The organism is Streptomyces sp. B21-083 (genome assembly GCF_036898825.1).
In the GTDB taxonomy this organism is placed as follows: Bacteria; Actinomycetota; Actinomycetes; order Streptomycetales; family Streptomycetaceae; genus Streptomyces.
On sequence record NZ_JARUND010000001.1, the window covers coordinates 2509417 to 2523833 of the forward strand.

General features: G+C 71.3%; 10 protein-coding genes. 1 reads left to right on the forward strand and 9 read right to left on the reverse strand.

Annotation, left to right across the window (positions count from 1 at the left end; genetic code table 11):
• Positions 1–34: 34 nt before the first annotated feature.
• The 3 genes from QA861_RS11310 to QA861_RS11320 form a co-directional block, all read right to left on the reverse strand.
• Positions 35–769: a GNAT family N-acetyltransferase gene (locus QA861_RS11310; protein WP_334588217.1), complete on the reverse strand. Its 735-nt coding sequence runs from the start codon at positions 767–769 to the stop codon at positions 35–37.
• Positions 770–854: 85 nt separating this feature from the next.
• On the reverse strand, positions 855–2876 hold the full coding sequence (locus tag QA861_RS11315) for an IucA/IucC family protein (protein ID WP_443041473.1): 2022 nt from the start codon (positions 2874–2876) through the stop codon (positions 855–857).
• A gap of 97 nt (positions 2877–2973) precedes the next feature.
• Positions 2974–4428 (reverse strand): diaminobutyrate--2-oxoglutarate transaminase family protein, encoded by a 1455-nt coding sequence (locus tag QA861_RS11320; RefSeq protein WP_334590516.1) that lies wholly within the window; start codon positions 4426–4428, stop codon positions 2974–2976.
• A 347-nt stretch (positions 4429–4775) separates the two neighbouring features.
• On the opposite strand from QA861_RS11320, the gene QA861_RS11325 reads away from it, so the two are divergent.
• Positions 4776–6020, forward strand: coding sequence for a trypsin-like serine peptidase (locus tag QA861_RS11325; RefSeq protein WP_334588218.1), 1245 nt, complete (start codon positions 4776–4778; stop codon positions 6018–6020).
• 109 nt (positions 6021–6129) lie between these two features.
• On the opposite strand, the gene hflX is transcribed toward QA861_RS11325, so the two are convergent.
• From hflX to miaA, 6 genes are all read right to left on the reverse strand, one after another.
• Positions 6130–7626 (reverse strand): GTPase HflX, encoded by a 1497-nt coding sequence (gene hflX / locus QA861_RS11330; protein ID WP_334588219.1) that lies wholly within the window; start codon positions 7624–7626, stop codon positions 6130–6132.
• A gap of 179 nt (positions 7627–7805) precedes the next feature.
• Positions 7806–9260: a M1 family metallopeptidase gene (locus QA861_RS11335; RefSeq protein ID WP_334588220.1), complete on the reverse strand. Its 1455-nt coding sequence runs from the start codon at positions 9258–9260 to the stop codon at positions 7806–7808.
• Positions 9261–9329: 69 nt separating this feature from the next.
• Positions 9330–11546, reverse strand: coding sequence for a RelA/SpoT family protein (locus tag QA861_RS11340; protein WP_334588221.1), 2217 nt, complete (start codon positions 11544–11546; stop codon positions 9330–9332).
• A gap of 298 nt (positions 11547–11844) precedes the next feature.
• The gene (gene dapF, locus QA861_RS11345; protein ID WP_334588222.1) at positions 11845–12714 is read right to left on the reverse strand and encodes a diaminopimelate epimerase; all 870 of its coding nucleotides are present in this window, start codon (positions 12712–12714) and stop codon (positions 11845–11847) included.
• A 52-nt stretch (positions 12715–12766) separates the two neighbouring features.
• Positions 12767–13258: a hypothetical protein gene (locus QA861_RS11350; RefSeq protein ID WP_334590517.1), complete on the reverse strand. Its 492-nt coding sequence runs from the start codon at positions 13256–13258 to the stop codon at positions 12767–12769.
• A gap of 108 nt (positions 13259–13366) precedes the next feature.
• Positions 13367–14305, reverse strand: a complete 939-nt coding sequence (gene miaA / locus QA861_RS11355) for a tRNA (adenosine(37)-N6)-dimethylallyltransferase MiaA (RefSeq protein WP_334588223.1) — start codon at positions 14303–14305, stop codon at positions 13367–13369.
• Between the last annotated feature and the right edge of the window lie 112 nt (positions 14306–14417).

Sequence of the window (14417 nt, forward strand, 5' to 3'; positions counted from 1 at the left end):
AGCGCGCGGTGGGGCAGTGTGCGGCGCAGGGGGTCTACAGCGCATCGCGCAGGCCCCGGTCCCGGATCATGAGGGCGGCCCGCTTGGCGGGCAGGTCGACCTCGGCGGAGAACCGGAAACCGGCCCTCAGAAAGGCCGATACGCAGGGGGTGTTGCGCAGGTCGGGTTCCGCGACGACGCGCCCGCAGCGGGGACGGTTGTCGAGTACGAGGTCGGCGACGGCTCTGAGCAGGACACTGCCCAGTCCACGCCCGCGATCGGCGACGCCGCCGAGCAGGAGGTGCACCCCGGTGTCGTGGGGACGGGCGGGATAGTGCCGGGCCAAGGGGTCGAGGTCGGCGCGGTAGATCTCCCAGTAGCTCATCGGAGTGCCCTCCAGCACGCCGAGACAGGGGACGCTGCGTCCGTCCCCGTCGAGCTGGGACCGCAGATGGGCCTCGGTCACGCGTTCGGTCCCGGCGAGTTCCCAGAAGGTGGCGACGGTGGGGTCGTTTATCCAGCGCCCGACGAGAGGGAGATCGCGCTCGACCCGTACGGGGAGGAGACGGAACGAGCCCGCGGGCGTGCTCCTCGGCCCCCATTCCCCGATGCGGTCGAGAAGGTCGTCGTCGTCCGGGGGAACGGTGACCGCGGCATTGCCGGCGCCTGCGTACAGCGCGAGGAACTCGTCGGGCAGACGCAGCTCCAGCGTGTCCTCGTTGTCGCTCTCGGCGGTCGAGGTGGTTCGGCGGTCGGTACGGGCGTCGGTGCGCGCGTCAGCAGCAGGCACGGGACGCTCCTCTCAGGAGACGGGGTGTGTGTCGGTGTTCCTCGGGGGTGAAAGGGAGTCGGTGTCGTCACTGATGTCGGGGAGATCAGGGACGAAGGGGGTTGGCGATGGTGACGTAGACGGACTGGGTGTCGACCGGGCCCACCAGCTCGTCGAGGCCGTGGAGCCGGGTGAGCAGGTTGGCCTTGCAGCGCAGGACGGGTGACTCGAGCAGACGGCCGGGCAGGGTCGTACGCAGTCGGGCGGGACCGGAGGCCACGTCACCGAGGAAGCGTCGGAAGGCGGCGAGCAGCAGCTGTTCGTCGGCGAGTCGCTGGGAGCCGAAAGCGCCGATGAGGCCCAGTACGTTGTTGATGCCGAGGTAGTAGGCGAAGCGTTCGTCGGTGACCTCGTCGGAGACGAACGTGTCGCTCTGTTCGCCGATGCCCGGCAGCCGGGCGTCGAGTTCGCCGCGCCGGGACTCGCGGAAGTAGTACCCCTGGTTGTCGCGGTAGCGGCCTCCCCTGGGCCAGCCGTCGCCGTCCAGCAGGAGCAGGGTGTTCTGCTGGTGGGCCTCCAGGGCGATGCCTGCCTCGCTGTCCAGCCAGAGCACGGGCCGGACGACCTGTTCCAGGTAGCGCAGGAACCACTCGGTGGCGACGGCGCCTCGGGGGCGGCCCGTTTTTCCGGCGAGTCGGGTGACGACCTCGGCCAGCCGGGACCGCGGGAGCGGGCCGGCCGACCGCCGGTCGGCCGCGCTGCCCAGGTGGGCGTGGGGCCGGGGCGACACGAGACCGGCGATGCAGGACACGTCGTCCGCCGGGTGGAACGGGTTGTGCCGGATCATCACGTCCAGGCCGGGGACCGGGCTGCCGTCCGGGTCGTCGACGGCCAGCCACGCCGGATCGCGGACGATGTCGAAGCCCGGGTGCGTGGACTGCCACTGCTTGGCCAGTCCGCCGCGCAGCAGCCGGTGGACCTCGACGCCCCGGTGGAGTTCCTTGCGGAGGTTCTCGCGTCGCGAGTTGGTGATGCGCAGTCCCAGCGAGAGCTTCAGCATCGCGGGGGCGCCCGAGCGGTGGACCGTGCGCACGGAGGAGGTGGGGTACCAGGGGGAGCCGTGAGTGCAGAGGTCGCGGAGCAGCCCAGCTTCGAACAGGGCCGCGATCTGCGGGCGGTGCCTGCTCTCGCGGATCTGCCAGGGGTGCAGAGGGAGAGCCGCGTAGCCGTCGGGCAGGGGCAGAGCGGCGCCGATGAGCTGCGCGGTGAGCTGCTCGGCGCGGATGGGGCGGCCACGCTCGGTCCACGCGGAGTCCGTGGCGAGGACGGAGGGGGCCACCGCCAGCCAGTGCAGGGGGAAGGAGCCGCGCAACTCGGGTGAGTAGAGCCGGGCTTCGGCTTCGGCGAGCCCTTCGCGGCTCTTCGGGGTCGGATGCATCGGGTGGCCGAGCAGCAGTGCCTGTTCGGCGGCGAGAAAGAGGTCGGGGCCGTCGGCGGGCTGTGCACGACGGTCGCTGATGAAGGTGGCGGTCCGTCGGACCGAGTCGGCGACCCGCGCGACCAGGTCGACGGCGTCGGGGGGCAGGACGGAGGGGCCAGGAGGTGCCGGGGTGGGAGTTTCGGCGGAGGCCTCGACGGCCGCTGACGTGCCGCCCGCGTGGGCCGGGGGTGCCTCGGTCGCCGGGTCGGCGCCGGTCCCGACCGGCTGTGGGCCGTCGTACGCCTCTCTCGCGAGCAACGTCGCGACGGTGACCGCGTCCGCCGCCGGTGCTCCTGCGGGGGCGTCGGCCAGGTGAGGGAGGCCGAAGCGGTGCCAGCCGGTCGGGGACCAGTAGTGGACCGGGGCCAGCAGGGCGGTGCCGCTGGTGGGGAGGGGGATGCGGAGGGTGCCGTCTTCGGGGGCGGTGAGGTCGTTCTCCCGTACCCAGCAGCGCAGCAGGTTCTCGGTGGCGGCGGCCTGGGCCGCGGTGTGGGGGTCCAGATGCTCCAGGAGGTCGGCCGTGGCACCGCGCGCCCACTCGGCGCCGCCGGCCGTTCCCTTCTGCCGGGGCACCGTCTCCCGCGCGAGCCCGGGACCGCGCGCGGGGACGGTGTGGGAACGGCCTTCGGGTACGGGGGTGCTGTTCAAGACCAGTCCTCGGGAGATTGCTCGAGTGCGCGTGCGGGGGGATGCGAACCGGGGTGGTAGGGGTTCAGGGGTGGTACTGGCGGGCGTTTGGGCCTGGCTAGCCCGCTCGCTCGGAGTGACCGGCACGGGGGCGGCCGAGGTGGGTGTGGCCGCGAGACACCGCTGCCACGGCGTCGGCCAGTCGGTCGAGTACGGCGACGGCCTGTTCGTCGCTGATGGTCAATGGCGGCAGCAGGCGGACGACGCTCGCCCGACGTCCGCCGAGTTCGACGATCAGGCCGCGGCGCAGGCACTCCCGCTGTACGGCGACGGCCAGTTCGGGCGCTGCCGGCCGCGGCCCGCCGTCGGCCGGCCCGGGGAAGACGTCCGGATCGGCGTCCCGGTATCCGTCGGCGGAGTCCTCGGCGGCCCCTGGCCCGCGCTCCGCCCCCGGCTCGACCAGTTCGACCCCGATCATCAGCCCCCGTCCGCGTACGTCGCCGATGATCGGGAACTCCGCAGCCAGCTGCCGGAGTTGGGTGAGCATGCGGGCGCCCAGGGTGGCCGCGCGTTCGGCGAGGCCGTGCTCGCGGACGTAGGCCAGAGTGGCCGTGCCGGCTGCCATGGCGAGTTGGTTGCCGCGGAACGTGCCGGCGTGGGCGCCGGGTTCCCAGACGTCGAGGTCGTCGCGGTAGACCACGACGGCCAGCGGCAGGCTGCCGCCGATCGCCTTGGACAGCACCATCACGTCGGGGGTGACCCCGCTGTGCTCCACCGCCCAGAACCTGCCGGTACGGCCGACGCCGGTCTGGATCTCGTCGGCGATCAGCGGGATCGAGCGGGATTCGGTGATCCGTCGCATACGCCGCATCCAGGGGTCCGGCGCCGGAATCACCCCGCCCTCGCCCTGGACGGGTTCGAGGATCATGCCCGCGGGCAACGGCACGCCCGACTTGGAGTCGTCGAGGACGGACTCCGTCCAGCGGGCGGCGAGTTCGGCGCCCCGGTCACCGCCCATCCCGAAGGGGCAGCGGTAGTCCTGGGGGAAGGGCAGCCGGGCGACCTGCAGGTCGGTCGCGTGGCCGGAGGCGCCGAGCGAACCGGCGGTCATGCCGTGATAGGCGCCGGTGAAGGCGAGCATGCCGGTGCGGCCGGTCGCGGCGCGCACGAGCTTGAACGCGGCCTCCACCGCGTCCGTCCCGGCCGGTCCGCAGAACTGCACGCGCGCGTGGTCGGCGAGTCCGGGCGGCAGGGTACGGAACAGTTCCGTGGTGAAGGCGTCCTTGACGGGGGTCGCCAGATCGAGGACGTGCAGCGGCGCCCCCGAGTCGAGGACCTTGCGGATCGCCTCCAGCACGACGGGGTGGTTGTGGCCCAGGGCCAATGTCCCCGCGCCCGAGAGGCAGTCGAGGTAGCGGCGGCCGTCGGCGCCCTCGATCGTCAGCCCCCGGGCCCGTACGGGCACGATCGGCAGGGCGCGCGCGTAGGTGCGTGCCGCCGATTCACGCGCCGACTGGCGCCGCAGAATCCCCTCGTGCGCCCCACGCGCGCCCGTGTGCTCCCCCGTCTCCATGGACTCCCGCAACTCCAACGCCCCAACTCCCCGCTGCTCTGCCACCCCGCCAACCGCCAACTCGGCGATACACCGCTCCCGTTATCAACACCCGGTACACCCCAGGAGTCACGGGTCACCTCAAGATCCTTACTGCGGTGGTGCCTTCGCCTCAGCACGACGGACCCGGCACTCCGGGAACAGCCGTGCCAAGGCGTCACACCGGCGAGCCGGGGGACGATCCGCAGATCAGGCGGCCCGTAGCGAAACCGTTGCCGTTCTCTCGGATGTCCCCCGCGGCGACCGCATAGTGTGTGATGCCGTGCGGGGACAGCACACGGTTGGACCACGCCAGGGGGAGTCAGATCATGCGACGCATACGCCCACCTTTCATCGCCCGCCACGGGAACGGTGGGCGCCGCAGAACCTCCCCCGCGCCGGCCGCCGTCGGCCTCGCTCTGGCGCTCGCGCTCACCGCCACCGCCTGCGGCTCCGATTCCGGGAGCTCCGACGCGAGTGGGGAGGCCTCCTCCTCCGCGGTCGACGACGGTGCCGGTGCCGGTTCCGGGAAGATCACGATCCCGGACGGGCTCAGGGACAAACTCAAAAAGCACGGGATCGACATCGACAAGTGGAAGAACGGCGCCTGGAAGAACTGGGACAGGGACGAATGGCTGCGCGAGGCCGAGGACTACGTCAATCCCATCATCGAGGGTCTGTGGAACACGGCCCGGATGCGCGGCGCCGACGACCCTGAGAAGAGCGTCGACGCGAACGACCTCTCTGGCGACCAGGGCGTCACCGACCCGACGCCGACTGCGGTGGACGCCAAGGCCGTGCCGCCCGCCTACCACGCCAACGTGCCCGAGGCGGGCAAGGTGTTCTTCGACGCCCCTGAAGGCACGATGGTCTGTTCGGCGACCGTGGTGGAGGACCCCGCTCACCCCGGGAAGTCGAACCTCGTCTGGACGGCCGGTCACTGCGTGCACGCGGGCAGGAAGGGCGGCTGGTACCGCAACCTCGCCTTCGTGCCGTCGTACAACAACGCGGGCAGATCGAGCGCCGAGGTGGAGAACACCCCCCGCGCGCAGATCGCTCCCTACGGCGTCTGGTGGGCCGACTGGGCACAGACCTCGGACCAGTGGATCGGGCAGGGCGGTTCGACGGGCGGCGACGGAGCACCGTACGACTTCGCGGTCATCCATGTGACGCCGGAGAAGGGCGGCAGCGGCAAGTCGCTGGAGGAGACGGTCGGTTCGGCCCTCCCGGTGGACTTCGGCGCGCCCGCCGTCTCGCAGTTGGACAGCATCACGGCGACCGGGTACCCGGCGGCGGCCCCGTTCGACGGCGAGACGATGTACCAGTGCCAGGACAGGCCGGGACGCCTGTCGATCGTCAGGTCGGATCCGACGATGTACCGGATCGGCTGCACCATGACCGGCGGTTCCTCCGGCGGCGGCTGGGTCGCCACGGGCTCGGACGGCAACCCGGCCCTTGTCTCCAACACCTCGATCGGCCCGGTGAAATCAGGCTGGCTGGCGGGCCCGCGCCTGGGCAAGGTCGCCAAGGGCGTGTACGACAAGGTGAGCGCCAAGTTCGCCGGTCAGCAGTGAGGGTGGCCCCCCATGCCTTCGGCATGGGGGGCCACTTTTCCAGGGGCGCGAGGAACTGCGCGACCAGCCGCATCGCACCCGCAGACAACGACGCACCGCCCGGCGGAGCCTAAAGCGCCGCGGCCGCCGGAACGTACGGTGCCAGTTCCGCCGCCAACTCCTCATGCACCCGCGCCTTGAGCAGCGTGCCCTCCGCGGTGTGCTCCTCGGAGATCACCTCGCCGTCGGTGTGGGCACGGGCGACCAGCTGGCCGTGGGTGTACGGCACGAGCGCCTCGATCTCGACCGAGGGCCGGGGCAGCTCGTTGTCGATCAGCGCGAGCAGTTCGTCGATGCCCTGACCGGTGCGGGCGGACACCGCGATCGAACGCGTCTCCATCCGCATCAGCCGCTGGAGCGTCAGCGGGTCCGCCGCGTCCGCCTTGTTGATCACGACGATCTCGGGTACGCCGCTGGCGCCGACGTCCCTGATCACCTCGCGTACGGCGGCCAGCTGCTCCTCCGGCACCGGATGCGAACCGTCGACCACGTGCAGGATCAGGTCGGCTTCGCCGACCTCCTCCATCGTGGAGCGGAACGCCTCGACCAGGTGGTGCGGCAGGTGGCGGACAAAACCGACGGTGTCGGTCAGCGTGTGCAGCCGTCCGCTCGGGGTCTCGGCCCGGCGCACGGTCGGGTCGAGGGTCGCGAACAGGGAGTTCTCGACCAGCACGCCGGCGCCCGTGAGGCGGTTGAGCAGCGAGGACTTGCCGGCGTTGGTGTAACCGGCGATGGCGACAGAGGGCACCTTGTTGCGGCGGCGCTCCTGGCGCTTGATCTCGCGGCCGGTCTTCATCTCCGCGATCTCCCGGCGCATCTTCGCCATCTTCTCGCGGATCCGGCGCCGGTCCGTCTCGATCTTGGTCTCACCGGGACCACGGGTGGCGAGCCCGCCGCCCTTGCCGCCGCCCATCTGACGGGACAGCGACTGACCCCAGCCGCGGAGCCTCGGCAGCATGTACTGCATCTGCGCGAGTGCGACCTGCGCCTTGCCCTCTCGGGACTTGGCGTGCTGGGCGAAGATGTCGAGGATCAGGGCGGTACGGTCGATGACCTTGACCTTGACGACGTCTTCGAGGTGGATCAGCTGGCCCGGGCTCAGCTCACCGTCGCAGATGACGGTGTCCGCGCCCGTTTCGATGACGATGTCCCGCAGCTCGTTGGCCTTGCCGGAGCCGATGTACGTGGCCGCGTCGGGCTTGTCGCGGCGCTGGACGACGCCGTCGAGCACGAGTGCGCCCGCGGTCTCCGCGAGGGCGGCGAGCTCGGCGAGCGAGTTGTCCGCGTCCCGGACGGTCCCCGTGGTCCACACGCCGACGAGCACGACCCGCTCCAGGCGGAGCTGGCGGTACTCGACCTCGGTGACGTCCTCGAGTTCGGTGGAGAGGCCCGCCACGCGGCGCAGGGCCGCGCGCTCGGAGCGGTCGAACTGGTCGCCGTCCCGGTCTCCGTCGATCTCGTGGCTCCAGGCGACGTCCTCTTCCATCAGGGCATCGGCCCGAAGACCTTCGGGGTAGGCGTGCGCGAAGCGCTCAGTGTCCTGGGAAGGGGAAGAAGAGGAGGTCATTGGGTCCTTACGTCGATGGGGTTTCGTGTGCGGTGACGGAGCGAGCCCCGTCACCGGTCACAACGCACGAGCGTCCCGGGAGATTCCCGGAACGCGTGCTCTGAGGCCGGGGGCAGCGCCGCCGACCTGAAGATGGTCGCACGGCACGCCCCGTCTCGTCACGGTGTTATTTCGCGGCGCTATGCCGTGGGCGCGACGGACTTCCAGTCAGGGTGGCCGGGCATCGGCGGTGTCTTCTCCGCGTACAGCCAGGCCTGGAAGAACGCGCTCAGATCACGCCCGGCGATGTCGGAGGCGAGGCGCTCGAAATCCGCGGTTCCGGCGACACCGTCGTGGTGGAGGCCCACCCAGGCTTTCTCCACCCGCGCGAACGCCGGGGCGCCGATCTCCTGGCGCAGGGCGTAGAGGGCGAGGGCTGCCCCGTCGTAGACGTTCGGGCGGAAGATGCCGATCTTCTGGCCGGGCTTGGGCTCCTTAGGGGCGGCCGGAGGCCCGCCGGCCGCCCGCCAGCGGTCGGAGGCCCCGTACGCCGCCTTCATGCGGTCCACCATCTTCCGGCCCGCCTTCTCCTCCGCGTACAGGGCCTCGTACCAGGTGGCGTGTCCTTCGTTGAGCCAGAGGTCGGACCAGGTGCGGGGGCTGACGCTGTCGCCGAACCATTGGTGGGACAGTTCGTGCACCATGATCGAGTCGACGTACCAGGCGGGGTACGCGGGCTCGGTGAAGAGGTCTCTTTCGAAGAGAGAGAGTGTCTGTGTCTCCAGTTCGAAGCCGGTCGACGCTTCGGCGATGAGCAGCCCGTACGTCTCGAACGGGTAGCGGCCGACCTTGCTCTCCAGCCACTCGATCTGTGCGGGCGTCTTCTTCAGCCACGGCTCCAGCAGCGCGCGGTCCTTGGTGGGGACGACATCGCGGACCGGCAGCCCGTGCGGCCCGGCGCGGTGCACCACGGTGGAGCGGCCGATGGACACCTGGGCCAGTTCGGTGGCCATGGGGTGCTGGGTGCGGTACGTCCAGGTCGTGGCCGTACCGACCCGGTCGACGCCGGTGGGCAGACCGTTGGCCACGGCCGTGTAGCCGTTCGGGGCGGTGACCCTGATGGTGAACATCGCCTTGTCGGAGGGGTGGTCGTTGCACGGGAACACCAGGTGGGCGACATCGGCCTGGTTGGCCATCGCGAGCCCGTCGTCCGTCCGCACCCAGCCGCCGTCCCGGCCGGCCGGCGACACGGGGTCGCTGGTGTGCCGCACGGTGATCCGCATCCAACTCCCGGCGGGCAGCGGCTCCCGGGGCGTCACCACCAGGTCCTCGTCGGCGCTGGTGAACGACGCCGGCTCCCCGTCGACCTCGACCGAGGCGACCGTGCCGTGGGAGAAGTCGAGGTTGATCTGTTCGAGCGGGGTGGTCGTCCAGGCGTCGATGGTCGTCACGGCGGACAGTGGCTTGCTGTTGGTTCCCGGATAGCTGAAGGCGAGGTCGTACGACGCCACGTCGTACCCGGGGTTGCCCAGGTGCGGGAAGAGGCGGTCGCCGACGCCCAGGGGGGCCGCGGGTGCACTCGCGGCGACGAGGCAGACGGAGACGGCGGAGGCGAGCAGCGCCGACGTGAACCGGGTACGGGGGTTGAGCAGCATGCACCATCGCTACCAGCGCCCGCCCGCCGGAGGGCGGCGACTCGCACCGGGCCCACCCGAACGGGTACCTCAGGGAACCGCCACGTGATGCTGCGCCCGGCTCACGTCGTACACGCCCGGCACGTTGCGCATGGCCCGCATGAGGGCCGGAAGGTGCGCGGCGTCGGAGAGTTGGAGCGTGTAGGTGTGGCGCACCCGCTGCTGGGTCGGGGGTTCGACGGTCGCCGAGACGATGGCGACACCCTCCAGGGCGATGGCTTCGGTGAGGTCGGCCAGCAGATGGGGCCGCCCGAACGATTCGGCGACCAGGGTGACCCGGGCCTCGGTGGTGTCCCCCCAGTGCACGCCGACCTCCGCGCGCCCGGTGCTCTTCATGTGCGCCACCCCGGAGCACTCCACCCGGTGGACGGTCACCACTCCCCCGCGCACGGCGAAGCCGGTGACCTCGTCGGGCGGTACGGGCGTACAGCAGCCCGCCAGCCGTACGGTCGCGCCGGGCTGGTCGACGACGGCGGTCGCGGCGGCCGGGGACGCGTCGGAGCCGTCCTGGGCGGGGCGGGCGTCGACGGCCGCGCGGGCGGCCTCGGCCTCGGCGGGGTCGCCGGAGGACTCGGGCCCCTGCAACGGATCGTCGTGTGTCGGGTGGGCGGCCAGCCAGCGCTGGATGGCGATCCTGGCGACGGGCGTGCGCGCGTGCTCCAGCCACTCTCTGGAGGGCTCGGAGGCCGGATCCTGCCCCATGAGGAGCTGGACCGTGTCGCCGTCCCGCAGGACCGTGCTCAGCGTCGCCAGCCGGCCGTTGACCCGGGCGCCGATGCAGGCGTGCGCGTCCTCGCCGTACTGCGCGTACGCGGCGTCCACGCAACTCGCGCCTTCGGGCAGCCCCAACGAGCCCCCGTCGGCCCGGAAGACGGTGATCTCGCGGTCCTGGGCCAGGTCCTCGCGCAGAGTCGACCAGAAGGTGTCGGGGTCGGGCGCGGCCTCCTGCCAGTCGAGGAGACGGGACAGCCAGCCGGGCCGGGTGGGGTCGATGCGCTCGCCGTCGGGGTCGGTCCGCGCCCTGTCGCTGCCGGACTGCTCCTCCGAAGGAGGAGCGTAGGGATTGCCGAGCGCGATGACACCGGCCTCGGCGGCCTTGTGCATCTGGTGGGTGCGGATGAGTACTTCGGCGACCTGGCCGTCCGCACGGGCGACGGCGGTGTGCAGCGACTGGTAGAGGTTGAACTTGGGGACCGCGATGAAGTCCTTGAACTCCGAGACGACGGGCGTCATACAGGTGTGGAGTTCGCCCAGTACGCCGTAGCAGTCGGCGTCCTCGTTGACGAGCACCAGGACCCGCCCGAAGTCGGAGCCGCGCAGCCGGCCGCGTTTGCGTGACGCCCGGTGCAGGGACACGAAGTGCCGTGGCCGGATGAGGACTTCGGCCTGGATCCCCGAGTCGCGCAGTACCGCGCGTACCTCGTCGGCGATCTCGGCGAGCGGGTCGTCCGCGCGGGACGCGTTGTCGACGATCAGCTCCCGGGTGTGCTGGTACTCCTCGGGGTGCAGGATCGCGAAGACCAGGTCTTCCAGTTCGGTCTTGAGCGCCTGGACACCCAGGCGTTCGGCGAGCGGGATGAGCACGTCCCGGGTCACCTTGGCGATGCGCTCCTGCTTCTCGGGGCGCATCACGCCCAAGGTGCGCATGTTGTGCAGGCGGTCGGCGAGTTTGATCGACATCACGCGGACGTCGTTCCCCGTGGCGACGAGCATCTTGCGGAAGGTCTCGGGCTCGGCGGCGGTGCCGTAGTCGACCTTCTCCAGCTTGGTGACGCCGTCGACGATGTAGCGGACCTCGGCGCCGAACTCCTCGCCGACCTGATCCAGCGTCACGTCCGTGTCCTCGACGGTGTCGTGGAGCAGAGACGCCGTCAAGGTCGTGGTCTCGGCGCCGAGTTCGGCGAGGATCAGGGTCACCGCGAGCGGGTGGGTGATGTACGGCTCGCCGCTCTTGCGCATCTGGCCGCGGTGCGAGGACTCGGCCAGGACGTAGGCCCGGCGCAGCGGTTCCAGGTCGGCGTCGGGGTGGTGGGCGCGGTGCGCCTCGACGACGTGACCGATGGCGTCGGGCAGCCGGTCGCGGGTCGCGGAGCCGAGGAACGCCGCTCTGCCCAGTCGGCGCAGGTCGATCCTGGGGCGGGTCCGTCGACGGGGCGACGGGGGCCCGTCCTGTTCCAGCGAGGCCGCGAGCTTGGGCGAGGACGTCACAGCACCTGGGCTCGCGGGATTCGTGGCCTCCGCACTCATGGGCACCTCCGGCTACCTGGACCGGCGGACGGGATGCCCCATGGCGGACGACGGCTCAGGGGATGGCGTTGTTCCCCCGTCCGGGCCGGTGCTTGATGCTACCGAGCCCACCACGTGCGACTGACCACCTCTCGTCGAGCGTGAAACGGATCACCCATTCGAGCGACACTTCGGGAGGCTATGTTTTCGAGCCGCGCATGCTGCGATTCATCCTGCCTTCGAACTCCGGCGGGCCTCAGAAGCCGCGTTTCCACGGTCCAGAGGCCCCGTGGGCTGCGATACCCAGCCGTCGATCACTTCAGATCACCGAGGTTTCCAGCCAGTCCGCGTCGATCTCGCCCTCGGCGACGATCACCGCGGGTCCGGTCATCTCGATCTCACCGTCGGCCCTCTCGGTGATCACGAGGCGCCCGCCGGGCACATCGACGGTGTACGTCACCGGGGTTCCGGTCACGGCCGGGTCGGCACCGTCGCGCCGGGCGGTGGCCACGGCGACGGCACACGCGCCCGTACCGCACGAGCGGGTCTCCCCGGCCCCGCGCTCGTGCACGCGCAGCGCGACATGCCGCGGGCCCCGGTCGACCACGAACTCGACGTTGACGCCGTCCGGATACACGGAGGCCGGGCTGAACGGCGGCGCGGTGAACAGGTCACCCGCGTGCGCGAGGTCGTCCACGAAGGCGATCGCGTGCGGGTTGCCCATGTTCACGTTCCGCGCGGGCCAGCTGCGCTCACCCACCCGCACCACCACCTCCCCTTCGGGGAGGAGTGCCTTGCCCATACCGACGGTGACGTCACCCTCCTTGGCGAGGTGCACGCTCTTCACGCCCCCGCGCGTGGCGACCCTGAGGTCCCCCTCGGTCACCTGTCCGGCCCTCTGGAGGTAGCGGGCGAATACCCGCACCCCGTTGCCGCACATCTCCGCGATGGAGCCGTCGCCGTTGCGGTAGTCCATGAACCACTCCGCCTCGGCCGCCATGCCCTTCGCCTCGGGATGCGCGGCGGAGCGCACGACGTGCAGCAGTCCGTCGCCCCCGATGCCCGCACGCCGGTCGCACAGGGCGGCGACGGCGGCCGGGGGGAGGTCGATGACGTTCTCGGGGTCGGGAACGATCACGAAGTCGTTCTCGGTCCCGTGACCCTTGAGGAAGGCGATCCGCGTGCTCATTCCCCGATCGTACGGGGTGGCACTTCCAGCCCGGCCGACGTGCCGACAGGGCCTAGCGCAGCCGGGCGACCCGCCACACGGCGAGCCCGATGACCACGACCACCGTCACGGCGTACGCAGACACGACCCGCCAGTCCCGCCGCCGGTCCTCGCCGAGGCCCGGAGCCGTGTAGCCGACCCGGCGCGCGGCCATCATGCCCCAGCCCGCGGCACAGGAGCAGATGAGCAGCCCCAGCATGGCGATCACGGCTCCGCTGTCGCCGAAGTCGAACGCGAGCGGGAAGGCGAACATCAGGGAGCCGAGTGCGGCCAGGACCACGATCGGAGCGAGCTGCCAGATGCGCAGGCGGCGCTGCGGTCGCAGCTCGACCTCGACCTCGGGTCCGAGGAACATCTCGTCCGGTCCGGGTCCGTCGGCGGTCACGCCGCCCTGTGTCTCGTCGGGCCCGTCCGGGCTCAGACGGTCCTCGCCCTGTTCCGCTTCGCCACCGTCACCGGTGACATGTCCCGCGCCTTGTGCGGTGTCGCGAGGGCCGGCCTCCATCGCCACGCGCCCTCCCAACTCGGACTCCACTTGGTCGATCGAAGCTCGATGATGGCACGGCGCCGGAGGCCTGGATGACGGCCGGAGCGTCCCGATGCCATGACGTGATCAGGCTGTGACCGGTCGTTCGAGCAACGCCAGTGCGAGGTGCGGAAGTTCTGTGAGATCCGCCGCAGCCCCACTCAACCAGTGCACCCGGGGATCGCGCCTGAACCACGAATCCTGGCGGCGCGCGAAGCGCTTGGTGGCGCGCACGGTCTCGGCCCGCGCGTCGTCCTCGCCGCACTCCCCGGCGAGCGCCGCGAGCACCTGCTGGTAGCCCAGCGCGCGCGATGCCGTGAGCCCCTCGCGCAGGCCGTGCGCCTCCAGCGCGCGCACCTCGTCGACGAGCCCCGCCGCCCACATCCGGTCGACCCGGCGGGCGATGCGCTCGTCCAGCTCGGGGCGGGACACGTCGACGCCGATCTGCACGGTGTCGTACACGGAGTCGTGGCCCGGAAGGTTGGCGGTGAACGGCTTGCCGGTGATCTCGATGACCTCCAGCGCCCGGACGATACGGCGGCCGTTGCTGGGCAGGATCGCCTGCGCGGCCTCGGGGTCGGCGGCGGCCAGCCGGGCGTGCAGGGCGCCGGAGCCGCGCAGGGTGAGCTCCTCCTCCAGACGGGCCCTGACCTCGGGGTCGGTGCCGGGGAACTCCAGGTTGTCGACGGCGCTCCGGACGTAGAGGCCGGAGCCACCGACGAGGACCGGCCAGCGTCCCTCGGCGAGCAGCGCGTCGATCCGCTCGCGGGCGAGGCGCTGGTACTCGGCGACGCTCGCCGCGACGGTCACGTCCCAGATGTCCAGCAGGTGGTGCGGGATGCCGCCGCGCTCCTCGGGCGTCAACTTGGCGGTGCCGATGTCCATCCCTCGGTAGAGCTGCATCGAGTCGGCGTTGACGACCTCACCGCCGAGACGCTGAGCGAGAAAGACGCCCAGATCGGACTTTCCGGCCGCGGTGGGGCCGACGACGGCGATGACTCGTGGGGTGGGGGCTGCGCTGCTCACCGCCACAGTCTCGCAAACCCGGGACGCCTCCTCGAACGAGCGACGTGACGGCGAGGGTCCGGGGTCGTTGCCAGTTGCGAGGTTCGCGCCGCCGGATCCGGGAGGTGGTGAC

Excerpts from the sequence above, each read along its gene's own strand:
- QA861_RS11320 (WP_334590516.1), bottom strand. The coding sequence starts at position 4,428 with ATGGAGACGGGGGAGCACACGGGCGCGCGTGGGGCGCACGAGGGGATT.
- QA861_RS11325 (WP_334588218.1), top strand. The coding sequence starts at position 4,776 with ATGCGACGCATACGCCCACCTTTCATCGCCCGCCACGGGAACGGTGGG.
- hflX (WP_334588219.1), bottom strand. The coding sequence starts at position 7,626 with ATGACCTCCTCTTCTTCCCCTTCCCAGGACACTGAGCGCTTCGCGCAC.
- QA861_RS11335 (WP_334588220.1), bottom strand. The coding sequence starts at position 9,260 with ATGCTGCTCAACCCCCGTACCCGGTTCACGTCGGCGCTGCTCGCCTCC.
- QA861_RS11340 (WP_334588221.1), bottom strand. The coding sequence starts at position 11,546 with ATGAGTGCGGAGGCCACGAATCCCGCGAGCCCAGGTGCTGTGACGTCC.
- dapF (WP_334588222.1), bottom strand. The coding sequence starts at position 12,714 with ATGAGCACGCGGATCGCCTTCCTCAAGGGTCACGGGACCGAGAACGAC.
- QA861_RS11350 (WP_334590517.1), bottom strand. The coding sequence starts at position 13,258 with ATGGAGGCCGGCCCTCGCGACACCGCACAAGGCGCGGGACATGTCACC.